The following is a 25,558-nucleotide window of genomic DNA, read 5'->3' on the forward strand; positions in this document are numbered from 1 at the left end:
CTCAAAAGCCCCGCAATGTCGCGAAAGATTCGGCCGGCTCGCGGTCAGTGACGAGCGTATTTATTGGCGCATCGGGATCAGGATATCCCAGAGCCATCCCACAATAGAGCATATGTGCATCGGGCATCTCGAGGAAACTCGCGGCCGTCTTGTACATAACGGACCAGGCCTCCTGAGCACAGGTCGCAAGGCCGTGCTCTTGCGCCAACAGCATGAAGGTTTGCATGAACATGCCCAGATGGGCCCATTGCGGCTGATTGAAGCTGCGATCAATGGAGAAGAACAGGCCAACAGGCGCGCCAAAGAACTCAAAGTTCTGCGCGAATTGCATCATCCGCCCCATCTTGTTTTCGCGCTCCACACCGATAGTCGCGTACATATCCTCGCCGCATTTGAAGCGGCGCGATTTATAGGTCTGGCCCATATCATCGGGGTAGAGCTGATATTCACTGCCTTCACCGCGCGGATTGACCGCTAGCGACCGCTTAACTTCCCCCAAGAACGTTTGAAGTTCCTCGCCCGCGAGAGCATGCACATGCCAGGGTTGCAGATTGCTTCCGGAAGGACTGCGGCCAGCTGCCTCCAACAGCGAGACCAGCACAGATTTGTCTACCGCCTTGTTGAGGAATGCCCGGGTCGAACGCCGTTCGCGCACGATGTCACTGAGAGTTTTCATTGCTTTCATCCATCAAGATTGAGTTCATATAGCATCTATTAAATGGATGGATTGATTTAGAAAGGGATATAATCTATCCGTCAAATGCATGCATAGCGATCGCCTTATCCTCGCCGAAACTCTGGTTGTGGTTCTGGAAACCGGCAGCTTCACCGATGCTGCAAAAAAGCTTGATGTTAGCCAGTCTACCGTCAGCCGCAGGATCGCCGCATTGGAGGATCAATTGGGTGGCACTGCGTTGTTTCGCCGCGGCACGCGCTGGATCAGCCCAACAGCCGAAGCGGAAAGCTACGTTCGCGATGTTCGCAATATTATCGGACAACTGGATGCAGCAGAGGCAAAGATCCACGACCGGGAGCTTGTGCCTAAGGGTCTGCTAAGAGTGTCGCTGCCACCTGCGATTGGGCGCGCAAAGCTGCTGGCACCCTTGGCGCAGCTGACACTTCGCTATCCAGGGTTGGAAATGAAGATCGACTTGTCGGAAGAATATGTGGATTTGCGAGAGAACACCGTTGATTTGGCAGTGCGCATTCATCCGCTTGAACAAACGGGAATTGTGGTTGAGAAAATCGGTGAGAGCCGGATTGGTACGTATGCCGCTGAAGAATACCTCTCATCTGCGCCAGCGCTCAGTTCACATTCGGACATAGCAGCTCACAAAGTCATCGGTTTAACCTCCCTTTTTGAAGGTGACCTACAAAACCTGTCTCGCATGCGCCGAAAGGCTTATTCTGAAATTCGCCCTACTATCCTTGTGAATGACCTAGATGCTATCAGGCTCATGCTAGCCAAGGGCCTTGGTGTTGGGTTCCTTCCGTATCATCTAGTCGAAGAAGATCTTAAAGCGGGGCGCCTTGTTGAATGCAGCGTTAGCCTCCCAATCGATGCAATCGAATTGTTTGCGCTTTTCCCGCACGGTTTACGCAGCTCCCCCCGGGTGGCAATGGCACTTGAGGTCTTGCGAAATGCAGTCTCTAGTTGAGATCGATCCATAGCAACTATGGGTAACTTTCCTAAAGCCAAGCCGGCTTTGGTCGGAACCCCGAATAGCTGAGAAGCGATCGGTGCGTCCGCAATTGGGTCGAGAGTGGACGGTCGGCTATCGGTTTCCTAATGTCCGCTTTTGCGCCCTAAGCAGACACTAGCCTTATGACCGCATTATCCCGAAAGCGGACATTAGAAATCACCATTCACCGCTGCGGAAGTCATTGTCTCGATAATCTGAAATCTTGGCTTCAGCAATTTCGATGTCTTTGATTGTTAGCTGCTTTTCCAACACACCGATGTTTTGGTCTGCTTCAGAATATCCGAGCATCTTTGCGACTCTAAACAAGACATATGCTCGAACAGGGTCTTTTTCGACACCTCGCCCGAACAAATAAGCTGTGCCAAGGTTATAGTAACCTAATGGAAACCGATTGGATGCAGAAGCTTGATAACATGCCAACGCGCTATCAAAGTTTACATCAACCCCGAGTCCTTTAGTAAAGATGTTACCCAAATTGGATTGGGCATTGGGATGGCCATTTTCCGAGGCCATGGTAAAGTATTCTCGTGCAAGTGTGTAGTCCAGTTCAAGACCGTCGTGCTTAGTGTAGTACATCAACCCTAGGTTGAACTGGGCGGTTTTCAGCCCTCCTTCGGCGGCTTCACGAAAAAGCTCCGCCGCTTTGAGATTATTTTTGGTGACGCCCTAGCCTAGCAAGTAGGCTATTCCCAAGTTTTGAACTGCGGTAAGGTTGCCTTGAGTTGCTGCAAGTTCTGACCACTGGCGTGCTACATCCAAGTCCGCTTCAACGCCATCACCGCGTTGATACATCGCCCCTATGTTTGCTTGTGCTCTATCATGCCCTTGATCAGCTGATTTTTTGTACCAGAACAAAGCCTTCCGATAATCTAATTTGACACCTTCGCCAAATTCATAGGCTTCCCCTAACAATGATTGAGCTTCAGCTTGCCCGAAAACAGCTCTTATTCGATTAATCCAAATGGAAAATGGCAGAATGACAGAACTTGTTTTCATTCAATAGTGAGTAATTTGTCCAACTAGCAATATCAACAAGATGACAATAAAATTTGATTATTGAGGTTTTCCTAGCGTCAGCTTTTGCGCCCAAAGCGGACACTAGAGCTCAACACTCTCCGCCAGCGCTAAGGCATCCTCAACTTCTACGCCGAGGTATTTAACTGTGCTATCGATCTTTGAATGACCGAGAAGTAGCTGCACGGCTCTTAGGTTTCCAGTCTTTCGATATATCAGGGTGGCTTTGGTCCGCCTCAGTGAATGAGTGGCGTAAGCTGATCGCGGAAGACTTATCGATGCAAACCACTTCGCTGCAATTCTGGAATATTGCCGCGTCGAAAGATGGTGCGATTTATCCATACGAGAAGGAAACAGCCAATCAAATGGGGACAGATCGGAATGGCCGCACCAAAGCTTGAGTGCGCTTCGCGTTTGTTTGGTAATTTCAAACTGAACTGCATTGCCGGTTTTGCGCTGAATGATTTTGGCCCGGCTTTGAAACTCATCGCCGGTGCGAATGTCGCTAACTTTTAAACCGACAAGATCACATCCTCGAAGCTTGCTATCAATCGCTAGATTAAACAAAGCCAGATCCCGCTTCCGACCCGCAAGTTCCAGACGGACTCTGATCGCCCAAACTTCTTGCTGTTTAAGCGGAGCCTTCTGGCCGATCAGCTTTCCTTTGTTCCATGGATATTGCTTTTGAGTGTCAGTAGTTTGATTATGCATTTTGATCTCCTCATCGAGAAGGTCAAAGCCTGTAGAAAGCTAATAATTGGTTTTTGGAACTGCTGGCTAGTGTCCGCTTTGGGCGCAAAAGCGGACACTAGCTATTGACGTTGATAGGTGGCTGAAGAGCAAGCAAATGGCAGGTCGCCTATAATAGCTCAAATGTTTGTTTAAGTGCCCAATTTTGATATGTGAGCACTATATGAGCAAAAATGATGGAAAGCCGTTCGAAAAACTCACCGCAAGGGTATTTGAGATTCTCACCGCCAAGGATGGAGCGATCGTACAGCGAGACGTTAAGCTAAACGGAGCAGATGGCCCAAGACAGATCGATGTTCTCGTACGTTCACAAATAGGCGACATTGATATTGTCACAATAATTGAGTGTCGTGACCATAGTAGGAAGCTGGACATAGGACATGTGGATGCTCTGCATTCAAAGATGCAAGATGTAAGAGCTCAAAAGGCCGTGCTAATTTCTCCAATCGGCTTCTCCAGTATGGCGAAATCGAAGGCCGATCGACTAGGGATTTCACTCTGCGAGCTCAGTAGTACAGCCAAAAATGAAAACGGGCTCGAGGTGATTGGAACTGAAGTTCCAATACTCATGAGAGAGGTTTTCAGTCTTTCCGTCCAATTTTCTGGAGTTGTCGAAACCGCGCAGATCCAAGGCTCAGATTTAGCATTGAATTCTACAGCCAAGGTGCCTGGAGCAGTCGTGAATGGAGTCTTTTTGGCAGATCGCGTTCATCAAGGATTTTTGAGCGGTGAGCTCTCGCGTGATCGAAATGGACCGAGTTTTCATTGGATTCCTCCAGAAATTTCCAGACCCTATTTCTGGGGCAATGAGCATGACGACCCAAAAATTCCGATTTCGGAATTTGAATTGAAGATCGATAACAAGGAGCGTTACTATTTCGGATATGCTTCGCAATTGGACAACAGTGTTATTTTCAAGAATCTGTCTCGGAACTCGCGAAGCCTGATATTCGAGTTATCCGACGTTAGCGATTTACGAGATCAATTTACTCGGTTGGAAAGTCGTGAAGAAATTCCGATTCCGGAATCTACTATTGAAGTTCAAGGGATAACAGTTCCCGAGTTAAGTATGGCTCAGATGAAAGTATTTGGAATCAAAAAACAATAGACGTGCGATTTTCGCTTCCGTCCGCTTTCGGGATAAAGCAGAATTCAGATCTGGAGACATCGTTGTATAGTAGGACAATCTTTTTGAGTATTTTTGCTTCACTTCTGGCTTCGTGCGGAATTGAACCAAATCAATTTGATTGCGAAGCAAACTCCAAGCTAGAGCTTAATGGCGATTACGCATTTAATGGATTGGCAGAATTCAGATCATATGGAATTCATGGGCTGGGCATCATAAACTTGGGCGACTGTTTATTAGATCCGCCGATCCGTGATGTTATTTTTCCCGATGGAGAATTCGATCAGTCCATGCTGGCTCTTAATGGGCAAGCTTGGAACGAAGACAAAACAATAATAGCAGAAATTGAAGGTGTTATATCCTGTAAGCCTGACCGATTGTGTGAGGCCATATTGTCAAAAACTGATGATATGAAAATCAAAGACCAATAAAAATGAGCTGTTGAAACATTTCTAATGTCCGCTTTCGGGATATAGCGGACGCTAGTCTTTGAAAGCGAGATTGGTGACATGTTCAATCGGTAGGTCCAAATGTTTGCACAATCTCAAAGCTAGCGGGACAATCCAAAACTGAGCATCAGGATCATATGCGGCGGCTGGACGTCCGAAATTGAACAGTGCTTTAGCACAAGCCTCTTCAAAAAATAGCTGTTCGATGGACTGGGTATTTTCCGACCTCTCTGCCGCAATTGTCTTATCTCGGACTTCGCTGAAAAGCTCTCGACTCCTTTCTGTGCCAAACTCCTGATCTTCAGCACACTCCAAGATTTTAGACATTGTTGATTTGTCATCAACATGATCTTCAAATGCTCTGATTAGCTGCGCAATAAACTGTGATGCATGCATTGAACCGATGTCTCCGTTTTCTGTCTCAATAGACACATAACGGAGTTACGATGTAATGTCCGCTTTCGGGATAAAGCCGCCATAACGCTAATGTCCGCTATGGGCGCAAAAGCGGACGTTAGCGAAGACACTAATCGTGTGCCGTCCAACTTGGAAACTAATCCCAATCTCCCTCCGCCCAATTGGTATATGCTTCACGATAGCCATCTAACCAGTGGACAGCATCTCGTGTGCGTTGGGTGTCTGAGAATATCTCTTTAACAAGTCGACATATCAATTTGAGTTCGCCTTTAACTTGGTCTTGGGCGCCAGCAACAACTTTTCCATTTCGATCTCGGTCTTTTGGACGATCTTTTTCACCTAAAAACTTAGACCATTGAAAAGTTCCATCTTCCCAATCCAATTTGGCAACGGACTCGCGCAAACCAATTACAGCACTAATATCGCCGTCTCTGCTATCTCGACCAAAGATTATCTCAAGCAGGTCGGTGTGAAGCTTTGCCTCATCTTTATGGTGAGCTTCTATCCTAAAAGAATCATAACCAAAAATGTCCTCTAGAGTCTTCTTTTCATTTTCAAGAAGCACTGCAAGGCTAGGTTTACCGAATAATTGCATGCGAACACCATAGGTTAGTCATTGCGCGATTTCCATAAACTTTCATTCTTTGACAATGCTAATGCTAATGTCCGCTTTCGGGATAAAGCAGTCACTAACCGAGTGTCCCCATTGGGCGCAAAAGCGGACACTGTTAGTCGGCATAGTTTATGTCGCTTGCATGCTTTTGAAGGATTGTTGTAGCTAGTCTGCAAGGTAATCCAGCGAGGCAAATAATGCTCATGAGGTCGGTTCTTGTGGCCATTCTAGGAATGGTATCTTTGGCAATGTCGTCATGCACGCAAGACGTTTTAGACCGAGAAGAATACCAACGGAAACTATCTGCTTTCGAGGATTCGGATATCCGTATTCGTCGAACGCTTTTTGATACTGGAGATCGGGAAACTTGCGCTATTGAAATTGAAATTGACCTCAAGGCAAACGGTAGTGGAAACGTAATTTGGTCACGTCCAATATTTGATCATGATTGGCCTATGACTCCTTGTGTATCCGATGATTCAACAACCTTAAAAGAGCTGATTGTTTCACTAGACCAGCACCAACATGGGAGAATACGACGATCTTTGGCAGGGCTCAACTGGCGTGTAGGCTTTGATACATTTGGTAATACACAGATTGGAAGTCCGATTGGATGTTCATTCCAATATCATCCAGTGAATTCGCACTTTGTCGAATTGAAAAAAAAGACGGGGTTTATGCTTTTTGAGATCGATCCAAGCTGTGAATCGGTTCAAGTCGCATCTGCACAGCTTTTGATTGACGACGTAATCCGATTGTTGATCGCAAAGAAAAACTTGATTCCATAATTTTGTCTGGGCCAGTTTTCGTTAATTAATGTCCGCTTTCGGGATGAAGCAGACCATTGTGGCAATGTGGGCTGACCTTCCGCTTACGCCCCTAGATTCAGACAGTCATTCAGGGAAGCTGCGAACCACTTCAATCTTGCCAACTATCGAAGCATTGAACGCATCGATCTCCTCGGCAGGTATCCAATACTCTTGGTGAGCCTTTCCACCTGCATCCTGTATCTCGTAGCCATCGAGGTATGCCTTCTCCACCTCAAACTGAGTGACAAAACCTGATCCGCTCGCTCGGACGTTCCAGTCACGTGCAATCTTGACAGCATACTCTTCAGTCGTAACCGGATAGAATATGGGCTGCTCTGGCAAACGAGGCGGAAATGCTCGCATCCCAGTTTCTCTGATGAGTTCTAGTTCTTCTGGGCCGACTGGTCGCCAGAGTTTGATTGTTTCTGTAGCCATTACGCAGACATAATGGAAACTACGCCCTCGTTCCACCCCAGTTGTTGCCATTCAACTAGGTCAATCCTAATGTCCGCTTTCGGGATATAGCAGTCACGTCTGCTTTGGGCGCAAAAGGAGACATTCCTGCAGAGTTGCCAACAGTCGCGAAAGTACTCATAATGTTGAGATGCAAATTCATGCGCTTATTAAGGAACTAAAGTTCGAGTTAAACTCAGCTCTTGCGCGCTATCATAGCAGTCGCAGACGGGACAAAAAGGCAAGAGCTTGTTTGGATGCAGCATTCTCTTTGTGCGACGATCCACCCCACTACCTCTTGGCTTATGATGCTAAATTGATGTGTCTGGAAGACCGTCATGAAGAAGCCCGAGACCGTTATAGAGAATGCTTAGCTGCGTTGCCCGAGGTTTTAAATTCTGAAAATGCCTATGTTTCCCTTTTTTGCAGGCTGAAACTCGGGTTCTACGATCAAAACTGCAGTTACGAGGAACTTGAGGAACTGCGAGAGGAAGCCGTTAAACTTGGCGTTCGTGGGTCGCCTAAATATTATCTTCCATTCCCTTCGAAATCATTGCTCATGGAGCACTATGGTAGCCGGATACCTCTAGACCAGACGTTCAAGGTCAAGAACCGGCCGGCCAAAGCCTCTCGCGTCTATTACGGGGCTAGGCTCTAGGTCCGTTAACTGTCCAATTGCCGAACGTAAAAGCTACCAAACATGTGTCCGCTTTCGGGATATTGCGGTCATAAGGCTAATGTCCGCTTTCGGCGCAAAAGCGGACATTGAAATTATTTGAGCTATTCTCCCTTTTGAGTAGGGTCTAGATTCAAGAATTGAACCGACATTCGGTTCACGAAGAAAAAATGAAAAGTCAAAAAATGAAAGAGAAATCAATCGGCAATATTGAGTTTTGCCAAACTTGGGGAGCAGAGTTTGTTCCAGTTTCTCTTGACTGCATTGTTGGTCTGGAAAAAGGTTTTGATGGATCAAAATTTCCAATAAATGGTCTGCGTCACGAACCTTTGGAATCTACGTCGGGATGGTACATATGGGCAGGAGAAACGTTGAGTCAGAAGGATGAATTTTTTGAGCCTGTACATATAAGGCATTTGCAAAAAATCTATCCTACAATTTTGGAATATTTAGGACTTGCAGAGGGTTGGCGATTTTTGATTGCACCTGATTATTCAGACGTTTGGTTTGATCCATCGTTGTTAAACTTGGAGTGACAGCGCAATTAGTTCCTCAACCGCCGTTTCAATATGTTCCAATAGTTGTATCCATCCGCCAATTCTAATGTCCGCTATGGGCGCAAAAGCGGGCGCTAAACACTGAGAGGTTGTTGATCTCGGAATCTACTTCTAATAGCTCTTTGGTGAATATGGTCGAAAGTCATAAAATGTTAGCGCACGGATGTGCCTGGGTTTTTTTTGTACTTTTTGTGATGCCCATTTCAGTCGAATTTGCGCTACCAACAATCAGCAATTATTTTGGACCTAAGCTTGAAGACTATTGCAAGAAAGAGAATTTGGTCAAAATATATAACGCCGAGCTTTATGAACTTCGCCGCAATGAAGTCGAGAATAAGGGAGCTCCAGTCACTCCGGGATGGAAGACCATCATATCCGAGAGAAACGAAGCGAAGGTGCTATACAATAGCATCAGAACGCGTACCGCGACGCTTTTTTTCAATGATAACAAGGTTGCGCAAACAAGGTTTTATTCTCTGGACCGCGAGAATATCATCACTTTGATTGGTTGGGCTCCTCCAAATGGAACTCCATGCAAAATCGCCTCAGATTTCAGATTGAAACATGCGATCATCATCGAAGCCTACGACGATTCACGGTTTCCTCCGAAAGAATATAGATAGCAGGCAAACTTTTGCTGACAGTTTCTGAATGTCCGCTTTCGGGATATAGCGGACACTGACATTGCTACGTCAGCGCATATCCGATATTTATCCAAAAATCGTCGAGAGTTAAGGAATAGAACACCGCTGGCAAAATCGCCAAAAAAGGTTGCGATGCGAAAACAAGAAAGAAATCAATATGAGTGATGTGAAATTGCTTTCGAGACCAACCAACTATGCTGTTGTGCAGTTACCGGGCCGACAGTTTCCGGGTGTCGTTTTTCAGGGGGATAGCTTGAACATATTGATCTGCGAATTGGCCATAATTGCAGCTGAGAAGGACCCTGCCGAAAAATCAGAAAGCTTGGAAAATGTTATGGACAGGCTTCTAGCAGTTCAGGGGCACTACGAAGCGACATTGGAAGAGGCTGGTATTAAGCTCCCGTACTAATAGACTACAAAACCCAGAAAACCGGTAATCCTAATGTCCGCTTTCGGGATATAGCGGAAGCTAGCATGGAACGAATTGGAAAGCGCTTCCGACTGCACTCGATAGGGTATTGAACACTAGGCTTGTGATACGCGCTGCATTCAGCGCAATATCTAACAGGAAGGCACCGATAGCCGCGAGGAAAATAGAATAGCCCCACCCCCAGTAATCGCTGAAAATAATTGTCATCGCCCAGTTCTGACCAAACACGTACCATAATGCCATCAAGACTGTACTAGCGGTCAACATGAACGAAATAGGAGCGAGATGTGCCGCTGCTTTCCCTTTGAACACTGAGAGTAAGAACGCAAAAGCAAGCATGATCGCATTGCTACCTGCAAATATTTTCAGATCAGCACGAAGCTCATCCATGACCTTGTCATACTTGCCAACCACTAGTTGTTCAACTCGCTCCAGTGCGTCGCCATATCGCGCAATCGATGCTTCGTAATATTCACGTACTGCAATACGGGCCTTTTCTCTCCGTTCGCAGTCCAGTTTGCACTTTGCTGCCAGTACATCTGCAACAAACGCGTCTATGCCGCCATCAAGTTGTTGGCGCATATCATCCAACTTTGATTTTAAGTTAGGTGAAATTTTTTCCGCTACCGAAGCCACAGTACCAGCCGCAGATGTCAGTTTAGGTTCGGTGAATGATTCACTGACCTTGTCGCTTACTTTTTCTATCGCAAACTCCCGCGTTCGCTTGTCAAAATCATTAGGAGCAAGATTGATATACAGGAATATCTCTGCAAAAACTGCTGTGCCAATCCCAGTTAGGCAGATATTCACAGTCCGAAGGGAAGCAAAGTTCATCTGTGCATATGTGGCTTTCATTCACTTGTTTTGCAAGAAAGAGCCTTCCACAAGCGTTTTTCTAGCGTCCGCTTTCGGGATGTTGCAGCCGCAGCGGCTAAATACTTGCATTGGATTTGGCGACGAATAGAATGGGGCAATGAAAACAGGGCTGAAATATTGTGAAGAACGGGTGCTCTCTCCAATTTCCTGGTATTGCCACCGTGCACCAGATGGAGCTTTTCTGGACAGCACAAGCCCTGAAGAACTCGACCCGCCAATGCCATCAAAAGTACCGGGAAAAGGTTTTCCTGTTTGGACATTGGAACACCAAGGGCGAGAGCTCTATTTTTCAAGTCATTTTGAAATCAAACAGGTCGTCGATTTGTTAGGGCAAAAGATTTTGCCGCATAACAAGACACTGACCGAGGGAAGCGGATACTCCAATCAACACTGGTTGTCACGATTGCACAAGTCTTGGATGCCTTGGAAAACAAGACAAAGAATGGTTGCCAAGTTAGAAAAACTTTTGCCAGATTCTTAGTGCGTTCTAATGTCCGCTTTCGGGATAAAGCAGCCACAACGCTAATGTCTGCTTTGGGCGCAAAAGCGGACATTAGTTCAAGGCTATTGAAGCTTCTCTCAATTGACAAAACTTTCTTTTAAATTTTATGACGTTTTATGAATTGGAACACCATCAAAACCACGCTGGGCTTTCTTGGAACTATGGCTCGCAAATATACCGGCTTTGGTTTGCGCGGGGATGCCACGACGTCAATCTATAACCATCTCCAGATTACGGAACGGCTGCACACATCTGGGCAACCGACCGCAAAGCAATTTGTTGCAATCAAGTCAGCGGGATTCTTACGTGTGATCAATTTGGCGCCGACGGGAGTTGAAAATGCTTTGCCCGATGAGGCAGCTACGTTGTCTGAACTGGAAATGGATTACACGCATATTCCGGTAGACTTTCAAAATCCAACCCTGAAGGATTTCGAACAATTCAGCGATGCAATGGAAGCAGCTGGAGACGAACCCATCTGGGTACATTGCGCCGCCAATATGCGAGTGTCAGCCTTTGTCTATAAATATCGCCGAGACGTATTGAGGGATGATGAAGCTGATGCTCGAAAAGATATGAGCGTAATTTGGGAACCTTTTGGGATTTGGAAAGACTTTACAAAGAGACACCAGTAACAGGTTGAAAGTTGATGCCTGCTATCGGGCTAAACAGAGATGCGGAAACCATGTAAGAGCCCGTTGGAAGAAGGAACGAAGATATGTCAGCATGGATGAAAGCCGGAAACACCGCTGTGATTACAGGCGGTGCAAGCGGTATCGGATTGGAAGCTGCAGCACGTTATGCCACTGCCGGAATGAATGTTGTGATAGCTGACCGAAATGAAGAAACATTGCGGTCTGCTTCAAGTGCATTGGCCAAGATTGCCGGTTCCGGCGACAGCATTCTCGCTCATTCCTGCGATGTATCGGATTTGAATCAGGTTGAGATCCTGCACGATGTGGCGATGAAACGATTTGGTTCGGTCCACCTCTTGATGAACAATGCTGGCATGGGACTGCCTGTGGGCGCACCATGGGAAGATATGGATGCGCTGAAAACTACGATGTCGATAAATCTTGGTGGTGTGATCAACGGCTGTCATGCATTTATTCCAGCAATGCTGGAACACGGTAAAGCGGGTGCGGTGATCAACACGGGTTCCAAGCAAGGCATAACCCGGCCACCGGGAAACTATGCCTATAATCTATCGAAGGCAGGAATTCTCGCGTACACCGAAAGCGTCGCTAACGCATTCGTTGAAATTGAAGGGTGCCAACTTGCTGCGCATCTTTTGATTCCAGGCTTTGTCTATACGCCTATGATTTCTGCCCATATTCCCGAGAAACCAGCGTTCGCTTGGACTGCAGAACAGACAGTCGATTTCATGCTTGAACGGCTCGACGATAATGATTTTTACATTCTCTGCCCTGATGGAGAAGCAACGAGAAATGTAGATGAAAAACGCATCCAATGGAACGCAGACGATATCATCAAAAACCGCCCGGCGCTATCACGATGGCATCCGGATTATGCAGATCGATTTACCACCTACATGGATGATTGAACGGGCGGTATCATAAGGCGATCAATGGTCGGAGCTGATGTTCGCTTTCGGGATAAAGCGGACATCAGCCCACTGATATAGCAATTTTTCTCGCACGGGGGGTCAAAATCCGAAGCGGCTCAACCAACTTCTTCGCCATGGTTTTCCTTCATGCCAAATCCGATCCACATAGATCAGATCAAATCCCATCCGCTTGCCTTCGACTGTAACGCGTTTTCCAATCAGCTGTCTTACGCTTCCATTTATATCGAGCATCCAACGCGCACCGCCGTCCACTTCCAGCGCATAGCCCAATGGCGCCCGGCGCAATTTCCCGGTTTCTCTGTGAATCGTTCCTTTTGGCACTTCCTTATCTCCCTGGAAGTCGTCTGCGGTACGCCCCCGCTTTCGACTTCACACCTGATCCTTGGTGATCGGGGAGTTAGTAAAACTGATTTAACTCAGCCCCTGTAGCCTTTGGGCCCGAGAGCCTTGGACATACGCCACAGGCTCCCCGACCATAAGGACAAGGAGTGCGATACTGGTTTCGGTCAGCATCAACCGGTTAAATCAGGGGTTTACTACGCCCCAACGCCCTGCGTGCGGGCACCAATGAAGTGTATGGGATAGTCGTGCGCAACAGACAATAGAAAAGCTGACTATTCAGTCTTGTTCATTCACCATTTTGGCTCACATGATGCTCGAGCTCAGCCACGGACCGGAACCCTTTCATCTTCAATAGAGGCTGCATGGCCTTATTGACGATCTGGTATGTCTTACGCCGTGCTTTCTTGTCCAGATGTGGCTCTGGCAGAAGCTCTGCCTGCCGCATGGCTGTTTCTGCGCGGACACGCAACCTGTGGACCGGAACGGCTAGCAGTTCCACAAACACCCGATCCATATCATCTTTCTCTATCTGCCACCGTCGGGGCAGCATATTGTTGAAGATGACCCAAGTCAGATGCGCTGCCAGAACCAATGGATCATCGCCGCGACGTATTTCTTCGACTAGAGCGTACAGACGATAGTCGCGCTGGTATCTTATGCGCCGGTACCTCGCTACGTCCGATGGATCGACCGGCCCCCTGATCGTCCATGTGCGGCGGTGATGATCAAGAATGAAATCATCAGGATGCGGCCATGGATCGTCGGGCTCACAGCCGTCTTTGGCTTTGGCCCAAATCCGCTCTTGCTCCTCTTTCCATCGTAGCGCAGCCTTGAAATCTTCTTCTTGCCTTTCGCGTTCGTGCAGCTCGCGCAATAGTTCCCGCTGTTCCAGCAGTCTTGCGTGCTTTAAAACCTCTCGCTGCGCAGCCGAGTTACCCGCCAGCGCGCTTTTCTGCTGCGCCAGCAGGACGGCTTCCAGGACCTTCATGTTCTTGGCGCCACCTGGACCTTTGAGCGCAATTTCGCGGTCAAGCTGTGCGCGCAGGATTTTATCGATCTCTTCTCCCGCTATCGGTTCTGCTGGAGGTTGCGCCTTCTTGGGCCTGCCAGCCGGATTGCCCGATTGGCCTTTGCGGAACTGCGTGTAATGCGGTGGTCGACCAAAGCCGATATCATAATCGTCCTTGCTCATAACGATTCTCCTGCGTGAGAGGCTTGCTGCGCCCATTCCAGCTCTTCAAAGGGCCGCCCATCTGCAACGCGAACGGCAGGCTTGCCGGTATATTGCTGCCAGCGCTAGATAATGGTGTCGCAATAGAGTGGATCATATTCAATCAGCCGAGCAGTCCTCCCGGTCTTATGCGCCGCAATTAGCGTGGACCCCGATCCACCAAAACAATCGAGAATGAGCTCGCCCCGCCGGGAACAATCACGAATGGCATCGGCAACGAGAGCTACCGGCTTGACAGTAGGATGCATGGCCCGTTCCTCATCCCGGCTAGCACTCATGCTGCTGATACCGGCATAGTCCCAGACATTGGTGCGATAACGTCCGCTCTCGCCAAGACCAAAGCTGTTCGTATGAGGAGACGAACCTTTCTTGAACACAAATATCAGCTCATGCTTGGAGCGGTAAAAAGTACCCATGCCGCCATTGGTCTTGTTCCACACCACAAGGTTCTTAAGCTCGGCAAAGGCAGCATTGCCCGCTGCCAGCAGTTCGCTCATGTGTCGCCAGTCCATACAGACATAGGCGATGGAGCCATCGCGCATATGACTGGAGGCATGGCCCAGGGTTGCGGACAGAAACGTCGTGAAATCTGCCCGTGTCATCTCGCCGCTGGCAAAGGCAAAGTCCCTGTGCCTGACATTGCCGAGGCCGCAGACATGTCCATCAATTTTGACATTGTAAGGTGGATCCGTGAACAGCAGATCAGCGCGCTCTGTTCCAAGTAGGCGAGAGAACACATCGTTATCCTGTGCATCACCGCAGATAAGACGGTGGCGTCCCAGCTGCCAGATATCACCGCCGCTTGTCACGGCACTTGAGGGCAGGGGTGGTATCACATCCTCCGCACTGTCAGCTTTGGCGGGATCCGCCTGATCGACTTCATCGAGCACTAGATCGATCTCAGCCAAGTCAAAGCCGGTCAACTCAACATCAAACTCCAGATCAATCAGACCCTGCAGTTCGCTGGCCAGCAAATCCTTGTCCCAGCCGGCATTGAGTGCCAGCTTATTGTCTGCCAAAATATAGGCCCTGCGATCCGCTTCGCTCATATCCGATAGCACTAGGGTCGGGACAGTTTTGATACCCAGCAGCTTTGCAGCCTCTACTCTGCCGTGACCTGCGATAATCTCTTTGTTATCGCTGACGAGAACCGGATTTGTGAAACCAAAGCGTTCTATGCTGTCTGCAATTTGCCGGATTTGTTTTTTGGAGTGGGTGCGCGCATTGCGCGCATAGGGGGTAAGCCTATCTATACGGGTATCGGCAACGGCGCGGGTAGGGCTCTCAAACATAAACGTTCTCCAATCATTTTAAGGTTTTAAAGACGATCGGGTCGTTCATGAGATTGCTCCTCTATCCAATTTACATTGTGTTACATTTCTAGAATATGGATCATCGATTTTTTGTCAAGAAGAAGTAATCCACAACCGTTAATGGTAAGAAGTTTCTGGAATAGTGCTCTGCAGTCCCGGAATATCCGGCCCGGTACAGCTTAAATTCCCTGTTATTTGGTAATCATTTCCCTGTTATCGTCGAGCCAGTTCCCTGTTGTTTTTTGGGTGTGGAGCAGCTGTATCGAGAGCACAATCGGCAGAATTTTGGTGTTTGGAGGGGTGTTGGTGATCAAAAAAGCGGAAGATTAGGGCGATTTTCCCTGTAGAATTCCCTGAAACAGGGAAAAACTGCGCGAGACCCGTTCTCGAAAGACTGCGTCGCGCACCACCCATTTCCCGATTTTCGGCACTCTCCATATTGTGCCTGTGAAAGCACAAATTCACGCTATTTCTTAGCGGTATAGGCCACACCCTGACTCAGGGTTGACTATCAGAGACCATTTGTCACGTCCAAACATAGATGATTGGGGGAAGTAGCCTTATCCGCTAGTTTGTGTTCAGGCGGCAAACCGGAAGATCGCGGTCCGCTTACCTGCTGCGAGCACTCTGGAGCCGGTAGGCGCTTGGAGACATTCCAGTCTCCTCTCGAAACGCCCGGTTGAACGGCCCAATGGACGCAAACCCACAGTCGAGGGCAATCACGAGGATGGAGCTCCCGCTCAGTCCAGGGTCACTTAACATCCTTTGAGCCTGCTCGACACGGAAGCGATTTATGTAGCGATTGAAATTTGACTGTCCCAACACCTGGGTGATCGCTTTCGAAACGAGATAGTCGTGTTCACCCAATTGGGCCGCGACGTCAGCGACCTTAAGGGAAGGCTGGGTATAGACCTCGGGCTTATTCACAAGTTCTTCGACGCGCCTCGCCAATCGTTTGTCTCTGGCCGTCGGTGATGCTGAAGGTCGCGCCGTTCGATCCGCGACCGGTCTATGCGTCAGGGGATGCCGATGCCTGAACCTCAGTGCCACCAAGGCACCCGCCAAAGCCGTTAAAGCGGCAATGCTCTGGATTGTCTTTGTGTGAGTGCTAAAATACGATCCCTCATTAGCCCCTTCGACCATGAAAACTGCCACGACAATCAGCGCGAAATATCCGACTGTAAAGAGCTGTCTAAACCGGCGTTCGGGACCTTTCTGTGTGCCAGGAATGTGGCGCGCGATTTCTGCGAGGGTGACGATTATAAAAGTTGAGCCAACCATGCCAACGATTTTGTCTGTCATCCGGAGCAAATTCACTTCACCGCCGTGCAGCGCTACTCCAGCGGCGCCTGCAAACTGAAGGGTGAAAATGAAGAGTACCACCATCAACGGCGCGGCGGAGTCTTCGTGCGATGGTGTGAAAAGAGAGCGTACGAATAGCCAAGCCCAACCGCAGGTTACGCTACCGAACAACGCGGCAAGACCAGAAAGAAAACTGGCATCGACGCCGACAGTTCGTGCGTATGAAGACAGCATGGCTGATAGAGCGAACAGCATAAAATACACGTTATGGCGTTGCCCAAACGGGTGTTTCTTGGTGAGAGTGGTGACCCATTCCTCAATGGCAGCGCCTAATAACCGAGGCGTCCCAAGAGGCGATAAAGCGTCAGACTTCAATGGTTCAGACTCCCCGCGCAAAAAACATGCACTGATTTTCGAATTCTCATGCAAATCGATGGTCGATTTCCAAATCGGCGAGACTGTCTCACGAAACTGCGCAATTTGTCCAGCAGCCTTTTTCTCTAGAGAACGAAACTGATGGAGCGTACCACCAATGTCCACCGCCAATACAGCCCTGACTGATCTTACCCAATCGCCCCCGTTGGAGACCCAAACTGCGGCTGCCGTAAAATGGCTCAAGCGATCAGGCCAGTTTTGGTATCTCATCGCCTTGGTCGGCCAGATCGCCTTTGTTGCATTCATAGTCATGTATTACGGCACGCGCACCTTCAGCGGCGATTTCGCAGCGTGGAACGACAAACCTATCGTTGTTGGCCATGTTGAAGGCGATAACATGGGTAACTTCATGTTTATAACCCATGTGTTTGGTGCCACGATAATTTCCCTTGGTGGAATGCTCCAGCTGCTTCCTTTCATTCGGCACCATATGCCAGCGCTTCATAGGTGGATTGGCCGAAGCTTCATGGTGATGGCCCTCTTGATGGCGACGGGCGGAATCATGATGACCTGGCTAAGAGGCGACGTTGCTAGCTTTGTAGGCGCGGTGGCGATAACAATCGATGGCCTGTTGATTCTCGTATTCGCAATCGTTGCCTGGCGACTTGCGGCATCGCGCCAGATCGATAAGCACAGCCGCTGGGCCATGCGAACGTTCATGGTCGCTAACGGCGTTTGGTTTTTACGGCTAATGGTGATGGCCTGGTCGATTACCACCGGCGGATGGGGGTTGGATGGGGGATTGAGCGCGCCGGCTTTTATTGTGATGCAATTCGCCTGTTATCTTGCACCATTGGCTATACTGGAACTGTATTTTTCCGCTCTGGACAGTTCATCAGCCCTGAAAATGCGAATGGTTGCTGGCGTCATCGTTGGCTCCACGCTGTTCATGGCCATTGGTGTTTTCGGCGCTCAGTTCTTCATGTGGGCGCCATTCTATCTTTGACGTATTGGCGCTGTCAGACAAACTCCGCATTCTACGGCCCATCACACTTTAGTGGCCGCGGATGGGTGGGAAGTGGAATGGCAGCTCCAAAAACAACAGCCGCTGCAAAGAAGAACGTTCGCTTTCGGGATAAAGCGGAAATTAAAACCTTTCTCTTTGTAACGTCCATGACATTTCCGCCGAACAGCATTGGGTATAGCTTGAATTTTTGAGAGCAGAGCTTTGGCGAAGTGATAGTGAATGGTCCCGATATTGCCGGCGAGCAGGTGGAGCGTCATGGTTATTGGCGCTTCCTTGTAATTTTCGCAGTACTGCTAAGTGCCGCGGAACTGCTGCTCTATGCTGTCGGATGGATGCAGCAGCGACTTTGGTTTGTCCTACAAGATATCGAAACTGCGCCGATGGTGGCCACCGTTGTGGTGGCTCTGGTGAATGGTATTTTCACCTTTTTGGCGGTAGTTGGGCTTTTTGTGATTATCGAATGGCGGCAATTGCGTTTTTCTGATTTTCGCACCCGATATCGTGATGGTCTGGTCTACAGTTTGACGGCGCTTGGTATTTCCATCTTGGTTCAGGCAGCAGAGTTTAGTCTGCTGCGATCATCGGGCGTGGAGCCATTATTTGCATCTGATGACCTGGGTCCGGTGCTCACGGTTTTCCCCGTTTTTTATCTCCTGTTGGTCGGCTTGATGGAATATTGGTTGCACCGTGCGCTCCATCATTATGATATCCTGTGGCGCTTCCATGCCATCCATCATCAAATAGAAAATTTGAACGCCGCCCGCAGCTATTCGCATTTCGGGCAGGATATCTTGTATATGTTTCTGATCACAACGCCGCTGGTTCTTTTGATCGAAGGGCCGCAGCAGCATATCATGCTGGTGACGACCTTCTACATCATTTCCAATTATTACATGCATTCCGATGTACCGTCGCTTTCCTTTCCAGCCCCGTTTCGTCATATCATTGCTGACAATGTGTACCACCACCAACACCACACCTGTGACGTGCGCCATATTGGCAAAAACTACGCATCCTTCTTTTCGTTTTTTGACCGGATATTTGGTACGCAATATATGCCCGAAAATGGAGAGTTTCCAAAAACGGGGATCGACGGATATCCGCCTATCACGTCGTTGCGTGATTATATGATACGCCCTTTTGGACCGAAAGCATAGGAGTGCTGGATGAGTTGGCCGGCCAAATTTTCAATCCTGTTGCTGCTTTGCGGGACGATCACCGCAGCGGGCTTTGTGCTGCTCACCAACAATAGGTCCGGCAATAATCCTGGCCTCGCGGGAGTGCATGAGATGATCGAGGAGCAATTTGCAGGGGTCAATCATATCGATGGCCATGACCTGTCAAACCTGCAACAAGAGGGCATTCTTCTGGTTGATGTACGGGAGGTGCCGGAATTTGGTGTCAGCCACCTGAAAGACGCAGTTCAGGTCGATCCGGAGATGCCGACGCAAGCTTTTATCGAGCAATTTTCCAAAATCTCCAATGAGAAGATCGTGATATTCTATTGCTCTGTCGGGCAACGATCGTCCAGCTTTGCTGATCGCGTGCAAAACGCTTTATTATCTTCAGGGGCCAAAGCGGCCTATAATCTGGAGGGTGGTATATTCAAATGGCACAATGAACGGCGCCCGCTTTTTGACAATAGCGAGCAGCCAACTCCCTATGTGCATCCCTATAATCCGATTTGGGGTCGCATGATCAAAGATCAGGAACACACCAAATACCAGTAAATGGACATCATTTGATTCGCCGCATTAACACAACCGAGATTAGGCGGTTTTTTGCTGATCCGGGTTCCGGATGACGGGTGAAGAGCATCAATCGAAGATCGCTCATGGATCGAGCTGAACCATATTGGACATGTATTTGTGTTCCTTATCGCGGTGTCTGATCAGCACAGGGTTCGATTGAGATCAGCATAGCGTTAGATTATTTTCCTTATTTTCAAACTGATTTGTAACGAAATGCCATTTCGATCCGAAAACCGCCTGAGGGATTAAAACCTGCAGATTTGATTTTTAGGAGCGTGCTATGAAAAACCTAAGTTTATTTTTAGCTGCGGCGGCGGTTGTTGTTTCTGCGCCTGCATGGGCATCGGGCGGCGGCGGTGGCGGCGGATTCAGCGGCGGCGGATTTAGCACACCTCAACCACGTAATCCGCGTGAAGTGGCGTTCAGCAAAGGAAAAAGAGCGTTCAAAAAGCGCATCACCTGCAAAAAATGCGAATATAGTGGTGGCGTCAATGACAGCAAAACGGCGCGTGAGGTTGCCGCTAAGGTAAAAGCGGGTGAATACAAACTGAAAACTCGGCAGCGACAGGCCGTGCTGTTTTACATCTCCGAACGGTATAGCATCGTTCCTTGAGACAACAGCCAGTTATCGCTCGTCCCTACGGCATGGGGATGCGCTTTCCCAAATTGTTGACGGTTGGTGCGGCAATTGCCGTGACCGCCGGACTTGTATGGTTATCGCAAAGCGATGACAGCGCGGTCCTGCCTTATGTTGCGTTGCTGAGCCTTGGTAGCTTGGCCGTTTTTATCGGCATTTGGCGGTCAACGGCACTGTCCGCCAGAATGGTTTTTGGCGTCGCCTTGATCCTTCATTTCCTGGCGATCTTTGGCTTCGCGGCCTTTGAAGATGATTATTTCCGGTTCATTTGGGATGGCTGGTGGCTTGTAATATCGGGCACTCCATATGGTGTCGCACCGGCTGAATTTTTTGGACAATCGCTTCCCGATAGCGGTCTTGCATTGACCTTGGACGGGATAAATAATCCACATTTGCCAACAATATACGGCCCGACGCTGCAATTCATATTTTCGGCTGCCTATCTCTCCGCCGGCACCGATCCTGTGGGGCTGCGCATATTTTTTGCGGTCATCAACCTAATACTGGTTGCGTTGCTATTGCGATGGACCAGTCCTGAAAAAGCAGCGCTATATGCTTGGTGCCCGTTAGTATTGGCCGAAACAATCATCCACATTCACCCCGACGGGGTAATGGCAATGTTGCTGCTCGGGGGCATATTGGTCGCAAGGCGTTATCCAATGGCTGCTGGCCTGTTCTTCGGGCTTGCTGCGGGTGCTAAGATAGTCGCACTTGCCCTTTGGCCGCTGCTCTTGCGGATGGGCTGGCGGGCGGTGGCATCTGCTATCGCGGCGCTGACACTGATCTATGGGGTGTTCATCATCCAGGGGCAGGGCGCCGGATTTGATTCAACCGGCGTTTTTGCAAGCGATTGGTATTACAATCCGCTGGGCTTTTTTCTGCTTGATGCGGTGCTGCCATCTCCAATCGCCCGGGCGAGTGCAGCGTTGATCGGTATCAGCATCATCATGATCCTACATGCCCGTACGCGCAGCTTAGAGGTTGCACCCATAGCGACCATATTCGGTGCGATATTGCTGTTCGCACCGGCTGTTAACAGTTGGTATCTGTTGTGGATATTGCCGTTTGCCGTGAAGAGCCCCATGATCTGGCCTTTCGCTGCGACGGTAGCATTGCCGCTTAGCTATCTGACGGGTCTCAACCTTGAAAATCCTGATCTAAGAGATTTTGAGGTGCATGGATTGGCTTGGATCACGCAGGTCGTCATATTGTTGGCAGCCCTATGTTGGGACTATCTGCGCCATCGCAAAGCCAAACACGCTGGTAAACCAAAACCCACTCCCTTTACGCCAATAGAACGTCCCGAAATAGCTGTCATTATTCCCGCCTTGAATGAAGAAGCCTCGATCGGCGACGTGGTTCGCGAGATAAAGGCACAAAGTTGGCCGGCACCGCCCTGCGTCATAGTCGCCGACAATGGGTCCACGGATGATACCGTCAATCAGGCACGGGCCGCTGGTGCAAAAATTGTCCACGAACCAAGCCGCGGCTATGGCGCCGCCTGTTTGGCAGGCATAGCGGCCATTCCGCCCGCTACCAACATCGTGCTGTTCATGGATGGCGATGGTGCCGATGTACCGGAGGAAGGGCCGGGCCTCATCGAACCGCTGATCAGCGACAGGGCAGAGCTGGTCATTGGATCCCGTGCACTGGGGCAGAAACAAACGGGCGCGATGAGCTTCCCCCAGCAATTCGGGAACTGGCTTGCCACCCGACTGGTCTGGCTGATCTGGGACAAGAGAATGACCGACCTTGGTCCGTATCGCGCCATTCGTGCCGACGCGTTGGACCGTTTGAATATGTCGGATCGCGATTTTGGATGGACAATTGAGATGCAGGTAAAAGCAGTGCAGCAGGATATGCGTATCGCCGAACGTCCCGCCAATTACCGCCGCCGCATCGGTATATCAAAAATATCCGGTACGGTGCGCGGCGTGCTGCTGGCCGGCCACAAGATATTATATGTGATCGGGCGGGAGGCGTTCTTCCGTTAAGCTTGCGATGCTTTCCGGCGACGGCGGCGGATAACCCATATGATACCGCCGATCACGACCAGAAATATGCCACCAGCCGCCAACACCAATGCCGGATTTGATCTTATCAACCATATCGGCGAGATGAAGTTGGAATTCTCGGCTGCACCTGGCCCTTTGCTATCATTGAGCCGCCAGTCATATTCCAGAAAGGTGATGTCCATATCACCGTCGCTGAGCGCTTCAATATCATCAGCCGACAAACCCAGGCTGTCGGCGTAAAGAGCAAAAAATTCGTCCAGCGTTTCGGCATCGCGCCAGCCTTGTTCGAAATCATCGCCATACCAGTTGAAGATGCTCGACACCGCCAAATTGCCATTTTCCAGCCGGTTGCGGCTGCGGTCCCTGAGAAAGCCTTTGGTCATTCTATCCAGTTGTTGGTCTAGCTTGCTGCCAACAAGGGCTTCATTCAGCAAGGCCGGGCAACCAATGCTTGCGCAATTCACGCCAAAATGGATGCGCGGGTCATTATACCGCCCGCTGCCACGAATGATATCATGCTCGATATTGTCCAGGGACAATGTTTCACCGAGCAAGGGGATAAAAGCCTTCTGCCAAGGCGATTGGGTCAAAGACCCCAGTTCCTTGATGGATGTCAGATCCGGATAGCGCGTGAGAATGAGTTCGACCGTCCAAGCGTTATAAGCATTGATCAAGAACGCGAGCTGATCCGCATTTGACCAGCCTTCAAACTCTGTACGACTGACTTCTGACATCGCATCGAGATAGGATTTCAGCGCGTCACGATCCTCTTGAAATTGCGTATAGTCTACGGTTGAGGAACTGTAATCGGGCGCTATCGCCACATTACTATCCAAAAGACCATTCCAGCTTGAATGGTCAAAATCTGCCGCGTTTGCGGGTACCGCAAGGAGAAGGGATGTTAGCGTAATCAAGCGATTTTTCATGTCAGACCTTGTCAGATTGATTATGTGATCAGTTTTAAGCGTATGACCAACATTCGCTCCAAAACCGGCAAGCGTTACAGTGCGCGGCGAAATGGCCACACGCAAAGCGGCGATATGTGGGCACCACTATGTCATAGTCTTGCAAACGAGGACGCCTTCGTCATCGCACCGGATTTGCGCGGCATAGCAAGATCATCAAAATCTGATAGCGGCTACTGGAAAGCCGATCTGGCTGAAGATATTTTTGCAGTTCTGAAATCACTTGATGTTCTGCGGCGACCAATATCAATAGTTGCCCATGATCTGGGCGCAAATTCTTCAAAATATTAAACTGTCTTGGCATTTTGGTTTTTATGGCAAGCATGCCGAGCGCATGTTGGAAGGGCGGGAAAGAGAGTACTTGGACCAATTTTGGAACGAGTTCTCCGCTAACCGAGCGGCCATGACGGAAGATAAACGGAAGCGTTATTCCGAATACTATATGAAACCCGGTGCTTTGCATGGAGCTTTGTCTCATTTTTCGACATTTGAGCAAGATGCTGAAGACAATTGTGAACTCGCAAAGCGCAAACTGGAGTTACCAATTATCGGCATTGGCGGCAGTCATAGCTTGGCCGGAGCGATTGGTGAACATGCTGACAAACTGAGTAAAAATGCAACGAGCGAGATTATTGAGGGTGCCGGCCACTGATTGATGGAAGAACAACCAAAGATGACGATTTCTGCAATATTGGCAACAATCACCCCAAAGGCTCGAGATTTATAAATTTCTCATCCAGAATCGAGAATCGAGGCCTCAAAGATAATCACTCGCATGAAAACTACGTGAGAAATCGAAAACTTTCTGGCAGGAGCAGGATGAACCTCTGGGCGTATGGGAGAGAAGTTATGACGGCTTGGATAAAGGCGGGGAATACCGCTGTTGTCACTGGTGGTGCGAGCGGTATTGGATTGGAAGCTTCCAGACGGTATGCAGCCGCCGGAATGAATGTAGTTATTGCCGACCGCAACAAGGAGACACTTGAAACAGCATTTAATGAACTGGCCGAGATTGCTGGTTCAAGCGACCGGATCGCATCCCATACCTGCGACGTATCGGATTTGGCCCAAGTTGAGGCCCTCCGGGATGTGACGATGGACCGCTTTGGCGCAATCCATTGCCTGATGAACAATGCAGGCATAGGGATGCCTGTTGGTGCGCCTTGGGAAGATATGGAGGCTCTTAAGACAACCATGTCGATCAACCTTGGCGGCGTGATCAACGGCTGCCATGCCTTCATTCCAGCAATGCTGGAACATGGCGAACCAGGAGCTGTTATCAACACCGGCTCGAAACAAGGCATTACCCGGCCACCGGGAAATTACGCCTATAACCTCTCAAAGGCCGGCATTCTTGCTTACACCGAAAGCGTTGCCCATGCCTTTGTTACAACAGAAGGTTGCCGATTGACTGCACACCTTTTGGTTCCTGGTTTTGTCTACACACCAATGATCTCCGCGCATATTCCTAAGAAACCACCCTTTGCGTGGACGGCGGAACAGACGGTTGATTTTATGCTGGAGCGGCTCAACAATGACGACTTCTATGTCATTTGTCCTGACAATGAAGCAACGCGCGAGGTAGATGAAAAGCGCATAAGATGGAATGCCGATGATATTATTAACAATCGTCCTGCGCTATCACGATGGCATCCTGAATATGAAGAGCAGTTTACGGCTTATATGGATAATTGAATTGTCGGCTTTTTCGAGGGAATAGTGACGGCTGCTAATGTCCGCTTTTGGGATATTGCGGACATAACGCTAATGTCTGCTTTGGGCGCAAAAGCGGACTCAGGATACTTGTACGTTACGCCTATTGTTGTCCTACAATTAGCTACCTGTCAGCGCGTCAATAACCTAGAAAGGAATTATCTGACGGAAGATCGCCTGAGGACAGCTCTAATCATCATGCATTGATCTCAACTAACGTGGGCTGTTGGATTGAACCGCTACACTCCCTCGCAAATTGGATAGCGTCGCTTCCCTAAAA

The 25,558-nt window shown here is 49.1% G+C and carries 31 protein-coding genes; 18 read left to right on the forward strand and 13 right to left on the reverse strand.

Annotated features, from left to right (window positions below):
• Position 1: 1 nt before the first annotated feature.
• Positions 2-676 (reverse strand): nitroreductase family protein, encoded by a 675-nt coding sequence (locus tag DG177_RS15210; protein ID WP_108812260.1) that lies wholly within the window; start codon positions 674-676, stop codon positions 2-4.
• 88 nt (positions 677-764) lie between these two features.
• Here DG177_RS15210 and DG177_RS15215 point away from each other — a divergent pair, with 88 nt between their 5' ends.
• Complete coding sequence (locus tag DG177_RS15215; RefSeq protein ID WP_108812261.1) at positions 765-1,658, forward strand: LysR substrate-binding domain-containing protein; 894 nt, start codon at positions 765-767, stop codon at positions 1,656-1,658.
• 201 nt (positions 1,659-1,859) lie between these two features.
• On the opposite strand, the gene DG177_RS15220 is transcribed toward DG177_RS15215, so the two are convergent.
• From DG177_RS15220 to DG177_RS15235, 3 genes are all read right to left on the reverse strand, one after another.
• A complete protein-coding gene (locus DG177_RS15220; RefSeq protein WP_337659039.1) occupies positions 1,860-2,309 on the reverse strand; it encodes a tetratricopeptide repeat protein in 450 nt (149 codons plus the stop codon).
• A 60-nt stretch (positions 2,310-2,369) separates the two neighbouring features.
• Positions 2,370-2,699 carry a tetratricopeptide repeat protein gene (locus tag DG177_RS15230; protein WP_108812263.1) on the reverse strand — a complete coding sequence of 110 codons (330 nt, stop codon included), beginning with the start codon at positions 2,697-2,699 and terminating at the stop codon, positions 2,370-2,372.
• Between the two features lie 102 nt (positions 2,700-2,801).
• Complete coding sequence (locus DG177_RS15235; protein ID WP_108812264.1) at positions 2,802-3,428, reverse strand: tyrosine-type recombinase/integrase; 627 nt, start codon at positions 3,426-3,428, stop codon at positions 2,802-2,804.
• A gap of 202 nt (positions 3,429-3,630) precedes the next feature.
• On the opposite strand from DG177_RS15235, the gene DG177_RS15240 reads away from it, so the two are divergent.
• Entirely contained in the window at positions 3,631-4,575 is a 945-nt protein-coding gene (locus DG177_RS15240; RefSeq protein WP_108812265.1) for a restriction endonuclease, read from the forward strand.
• A gap of 83 nt (positions 4,576-4,658) precedes the next feature.
• On the forward strand, positions 4,659-5,024 hold the full coding sequence (locus DG177_RS15245; protein WP_108812266.1) for a hypothetical protein: 366 nt from the start codon (positions 4,659-4,661) through the stop codon (positions 5,022-5,024).
• Between the two features lie 51 nt (positions 5,025-5,075).
• Here the strand turns inward: DG177_RS15245 and DG177_RS15250 are convergent, their stop codons facing one another.
• Positions 5,076-5,438: a hypothetical protein gene (locus DG177_RS15250; RefSeq protein ID WP_108812267.1), complete on the reverse strand. Its 363-nt coding sequence runs from the start codon at positions 5,436-5,438 to the stop codon at positions 5,076-5,078.
• 157 nt (positions 5,439-5,595) lie between these two features.
• Entirely contained in the window at positions 5,596-6,054 is a 459-nt protein-coding gene (locus tag DG177_RS15255; RefSeq protein ID WP_108812268.1) for a hypothetical protein, read from the reverse strand.
• Between the two features lie 251 nt (positions 6,055-6,305).
• Here DG177_RS15255 and DG177_RS17765 point away from each other — a divergent pair, with 251 nt between their 5' ends.
• Positions 6,306-6,860: a hypothetical protein gene (locus DG177_RS17765; protein ID WP_337658914.1), complete on the forward strand. Its 555-nt coding sequence runs from the start codon at positions 6,306-6,308 to the stop codon at positions 6,858-6,860.
• A gap of 105 nt (positions 6,861-6,965) precedes the next feature.
• On the opposite strand, the gene DG177_RS15265 is transcribed toward DG177_RS17765, so the two are convergent.
• Entirely contained in the window at positions 6,966-7,316 is a 351-nt protein-coding gene (locus tag DG177_RS15265; RefSeq protein WP_108812270.1) for an ADP-ribosylation/crystallin J1, read from the reverse strand.
• Between the two features lie 864 nt (positions 7,317-8,180).
• Between DG177_RS15265 and DG177_RS15275 the strand changes: the two genes are divergently transcribed.
• The 3 genes from DG177_RS15275 to DG177_RS15285 all read left to right on the forward strand — a co-directional run bounded on the left by DG177_RS15275 (position 8,181) and on the right by DG177_RS15285 (position 9,620).
• The gene (locus DG177_RS15275; protein WP_337658915.1) at positions 8,181-8,546 is read left to right on the forward strand and encodes an immunity protein Imm33 domain-containing protein; all 366 of its coding nucleotides are present in this window, start codon (positions 8,181-8,183) and stop codon (positions 8,544-8,546) included.
• Between the two features lie 152 nt (positions 8,547-8,698).
• Complete coding sequence (locus tag DG177_RS15280) at positions 8,699-9,190, forward strand: hypothetical protein (protein ID WP_108812273.1); 492 nt, start codon at positions 8,699-8,701, stop codon at positions 9,188-9,190.
• 178 nt (positions 9,191-9,368) lie between these two features.
• Positions 9,369-9,620: a DUF6959 family protein gene (locus DG177_RS15285; RefSeq protein WP_337658916.1), complete on the forward strand. Its 252-nt coding sequence runs from the start codon at positions 9,369-9,371 to the stop codon at positions 9,618-9,620.
• A gap of 60 nt (positions 9,621-9,680) precedes the next feature.
• Here the strand turns inward: DG177_RS15285 and DG177_RS15290 are convergent, their stop codons facing one another.
• Entirely contained in the window at positions 9,681-10,496 is an 816-nt protein-coding gene (locus tag DG177_RS15290; protein ID WP_108812275.1) for a hypothetical protein, read from the reverse strand.
• A gap of 118 nt (positions 10,497-10,614) precedes the next feature.
• Between DG177_RS15290 and DG177_RS17770 the strand changes: the two genes are divergently transcribed.
• From DG177_RS17770 to DG177_RS15300, 3 genes are all read left to right on the forward strand, one after another.
• On the forward strand, positions 10,615-10,998 hold the full coding sequence (locus tag DG177_RS17770; protein ID WP_337658917.1) for a hypothetical protein: 384 nt from the start codon (positions 10,615-10,617) through the stop codon (positions 10,996-10,998).
• A 137-nt stretch (positions 10,999-11,135) separates the two neighbouring features.
• A complete protein-coding gene (locus DG177_RS15295; protein WP_337658918.1) occupies positions 11,136-11,654 on the forward strand; it encodes a protein tyrosine phosphatase family protein in 519 nt (172 codons plus the stop codon).
• An 83-nt stretch (positions 11,655-11,737) separates the two neighbouring features.
• Positions 11,738-12,583: an SDR family NAD(P)-dependent oxidoreductase gene (locus DG177_RS15300; RefSeq protein ID WP_108812276.1), complete on the forward strand. Its 846-nt coding sequence runs from the start codon at positions 11,738-11,740 to the stop codon at positions 12,581-12,583.
• A 102-nt stretch (positions 12,584-12,685) separates the two neighbouring features.
• On the opposite strand, the gene DG177_RS15305 is transcribed toward DG177_RS15300, so the two are convergent.
• From DG177_RS15305 to DG177_RS15320, 4 genes are all read right to left on the reverse strand, one after another.
• Positions 12,686-12,928 (reverse strand): DUF5818 domain-containing protein, encoded by a 243-nt coding sequence (locus DG177_RS15305; protein ID WP_108812277.1) that lies wholly within the window; start codon positions 12,926-12,928, stop codon positions 12,686-12,688.
• A gap of 307 nt (positions 12,929-13,235) precedes the next feature.
• Entirely contained in the window at positions 13,236-14,141 is a 906-nt protein-coding gene (locus DG177_RS15310) for a DUF5681 domain-containing protein (RefSeq protein ID WP_108812278.1), read from the reverse strand.
• A 104-nt stretch (positions 14,142-14,245) separates the two neighbouring features.
• Positions 14,246-15,472 (reverse strand): DNA methyltransferase, encoded by a 1,227-nt coding sequence (locus tag DG177_RS15315; protein WP_108812279.1) that lies wholly within the window; start codon positions 15,470-15,472, stop codon positions 14,246-14,248.
• A gap of 630 nt (positions 15,473-16,102) precedes the next feature.
• On the reverse strand, positions 16,103-17,335 hold the full coding sequence (locus DG177_RS15320; RefSeq protein WP_337658919.1) for a helix-turn-helix transcriptional regulator: 1,233 nt from the start codon (positions 17,333-17,335) through the stop codon (positions 16,103-16,105).
• Here DG177_RS15320 and DG177_RS15325 point away from each other — a divergent pair.
• From DG177_RS15325 to DG177_RS17775, 5 genes are all read left to right on the forward strand, one after another.
• A complete protein-coding gene (locus DG177_RS15325; RefSeq protein ID WP_108812280.1) occupies positions 17,328-18,176 on the forward strand; it encodes a DUF2306 domain-containing protein in 849 nt (282 codons plus the stop codon). The genes DG177_RS15320 and DG177_RS15325 overlap by 8 nt on opposite strands.
• 236 nt (positions 18,177-18,412) lie before the next feature.
• Positions 18,413-19,354 (forward strand): sterol desaturase family protein, encoded by a 942-nt coding sequence (locus DG177_RS15330; RefSeq protein WP_108812281.1) that lies wholly within the window; start codon positions 18,413-18,415, stop codon positions 19,352-19,354.
• A gap of 9 nt (positions 19,355-19,363) precedes the next feature.
• Positions 19,364-19,927 carry a rhodanese-like domain-containing protein gene (locus DG177_RS15335; protein ID WP_108812282.1) on the forward strand — a complete coding sequence of 188 codons (564 nt, stop codon included), beginning with the start codon at positions 19,364-19,366 and terminating at the stop codon, positions 19,925-19,927.
• Between the two features lie 301 nt (positions 19,928-20,228).
• Positions 20,229-20,561, forward strand: coding sequence for a hypothetical protein (locus DG177_RS15340; protein WP_108812283.1), 333 nt, complete (start codon positions 20,229-20,231; stop codon positions 20,559-20,561).
• The gene (locus DG177_RS17775) at positions 20,558-22,579 is read left to right on the forward strand and encodes a glycosyltransferase (RefSeq protein WP_337658920.1); all 2,022 of its coding nucleotides are present in this window, start codon (positions 20,558-20,560) and stop codon (positions 22,577-22,579) included. Before DG177_RS15340 ends, DG177_RS17775 begins: the two co-directional genes overlap by 4 nt.
• Here the strand turns inward: DG177_RS17775 and DG177_RS15350 are convergent.
• Entirely contained in the window at positions 22,576-23,424 is an 849-nt protein-coding gene (locus DG177_RS15350; RefSeq protein ID WP_337658921.1) for a DUF547 domain-containing protein, read from the reverse strand. The genes DG177_RS17775 and DG177_RS15350 overlap by 4 nt on opposite strands.
• Before the next feature lie 126 nt (positions 23,425-23,550).
• Between DG177_RS15350 and DG177_RS15355 the strand changes: the two genes are divergently transcribed.
• From DG177_RS15355 to DG177_RS15365, 3 genes are all read left to right on the forward strand, one after another.
• On the forward strand, positions 23,551-23,856 hold the full coding sequence (locus tag DG177_RS15355) for an alpha/beta fold hydrolase (protein ID WP_337658922.1): 306 nt from the start codon (positions 23,551-23,553) through the stop codon (positions 23,854-23,856).
• The gene (locus tag DG177_RS15360; RefSeq protein WP_108812286.1) at positions 23,825-24,217 is read left to right on the forward strand and encodes a hypothetical protein; all 393 of its coding nucleotides are present in this window, start codon (positions 23,825-23,827) and stop codon (positions 24,215-24,217) included. Before DG177_RS15355 ends, DG177_RS15360 begins: the two co-directional genes overlap by 32 nt.
• A 197-nt stretch (positions 24,218-24,414) precedes the next feature.
• On the forward strand, positions 24,415-25,260 hold the full coding sequence (locus DG177_RS15365; protein WP_108812287.1) for an SDR family NAD(P)-dependent oxidoreductase: 846 nt from the start codon (positions 24,415-24,417) through the stop codon (positions 25,258-25,260).
• Positions 25,261-25,558 lie beyond the last annotated feature (298 nt).

Origin of the sequence: Sphingorhabdus sp. Alg231-15 (genome assembly GCF_900149705.1) — a bacterium.
GTDB lineage: Bacteria > Pseudomonadota > Alphaproteobacteria > Sphingomonadales > Sphingomonadaceae > Parasphingorhabdus.

Bases quoted from the DNA above. Each gene is read 5' to 3' on its own strand.
- DG177_RS15365 (WP_108812287.1), top strand. From the start codon at position 24,415: ATGACGGCTTGGATAAAGGCGGGGAATACCGCTGTTGTCACTGGTGGT.
- DG177_RS15235 (WP_108812264.1), bottom strand. From the start codon at position 3,428: ATGCATAATCAAACTACTGACACTCAAAAGCAATATCCATGGAACAAA.
- DG177_RS15285 (WP_337658916.1), top strand. From the start codon at position 9,369: ATGAGTGATGTGAAATTGCTTTCGAGACCAACCAACTATGCTGTTGTG.
- DG177_RS17770 (WP_337658917.1), top strand. From the start codon at position 10,615: ATGAAAACAGGGCTGAAATATTGTGAAGAACGGGTGCTCTCTCCAATT.
- DG177_RS15215 (WP_108812261.1), top strand. From the start codon at position 765: ATGCATAGCGATCGCCTTATCCTCGCCGAAACTCTGGTTGTGGTTCTG.
- DG177_RS15210 (WP_108812260.1), bottom strand. From the start codon at position 676: ATGAAAACTCTCAGTGACATCGTGCGCGAACGGCGTTCGACCCGGGCA.
- DG177_RS15290 (WP_108812275.1), bottom strand. From the start codon at position 10,496: ATGAAAGCCACATATGCACAGATGAACTTTGCTTCCCTTCGGACTGTG.
- DG177_RS15295 (WP_337658918.1), top strand. From the start codon at position 11,136: ATGAATTGGAACACCATCAAAACCACGCTGGGCTTTCTTGGAACTATG.
- DG177_RS15325 (WP_108812280.1), top strand. From the start codon at position 17,328: ATGTCCACCGCCAATACAGCCCTGACTGATCTTACCCAATCGCCCCCG.
- DG177_RS15310 (WP_108812278.1), bottom strand. From the start codon at position 14,141: ATGAGCAAGGACGATTATGATATCGGCTTTGGTCGACCACCGCATTAC.
- DG177_RS15315 (WP_108812279.1), bottom strand. From the start codon at position 15,472: ATGTTTGAGAGCCCTACCCGCGCCGTTGCCGATACCCGTATAGATAGG.
- DG177_RS15280 (WP_108812273.1), top strand. From the start codon at position 8,699: ATGGTCGAAAGTCATAAAATGTTAGCGCACGGATGTGCCTGGGTTTTT.
- DG177_RS15300 (WP_108812276.1), top strand. From the start codon at position 11,738: ATGTCAGCATGGATGAAAGCCGGAAACACCGCTGTGATTACAGGCGGT.
- DG177_RS17765 (WP_337658914.1), top strand. From the start codon at position 6,306: ATGGTATCTTTGGCAATGTCGTCATGCACGCAAGACGTTTTAGACCGA.
- DG177_RS15255 (WP_108812268.1), bottom strand. From the start codon at position 6,054: ATGCAATTATTCGGTAAACCTAGCCTTGCAGTGCTTCTTGAAAATGAA.
- DG177_RS15240 (WP_108812265.1), top strand. From the start codon at position 3,631: ATGAGCAAAAATGATGGAAAGCCGTTCGAAAAACTCACCGCAAGGGTA.
- DG177_RS15250 (WP_108812267.1), bottom strand. From the start codon at position 5,438: ATGCATGCATCACAGTTTATTGCGCAGCTAATCAGAGCATTTGAAGAT.
- DG177_RS15335 (WP_108812282.1), top strand. From the start codon at position 19,364: ATGAGTTGGCCGGCCAAATTTTCAATCCTGTTGCTGCTTTGCGGGACG.
- DG177_RS15360 (WP_108812286.1), top strand. From the start codon at position 23,825: ATGATCTGGGCGCAAATTCTTCAAAATATTAAACTGTCTTGGCATTTT.
- DG177_RS15265 (WP_108812270.1), bottom strand. From the start codon at position 7,316: ATGGCTACAGAAACAATCAAACTCTGGCGACCAGTCGGCCCAGAAGAA.
- DG177_RS15275 (WP_337658915.1), top strand. From the start codon at position 8,181: ATGAAAAGTCAAAAAATGAAAGAGAAATCAATCGGCAATATTGAGTTT.
- DG177_RS15340 (WP_108812283.1), top strand. From the start codon at position 20,229: ATGAAAAACCTAAGTTTATTTTTAGCTGCGGCGGCGGTTGTTGTTTCT.
- DG177_RS15230 (WP_108812263.1), bottom strand. From the start codon at position 2,699: ATGAAAACAAGTTCTGTCATTCTGCCATTTTCCATTTGGATTAATCGA.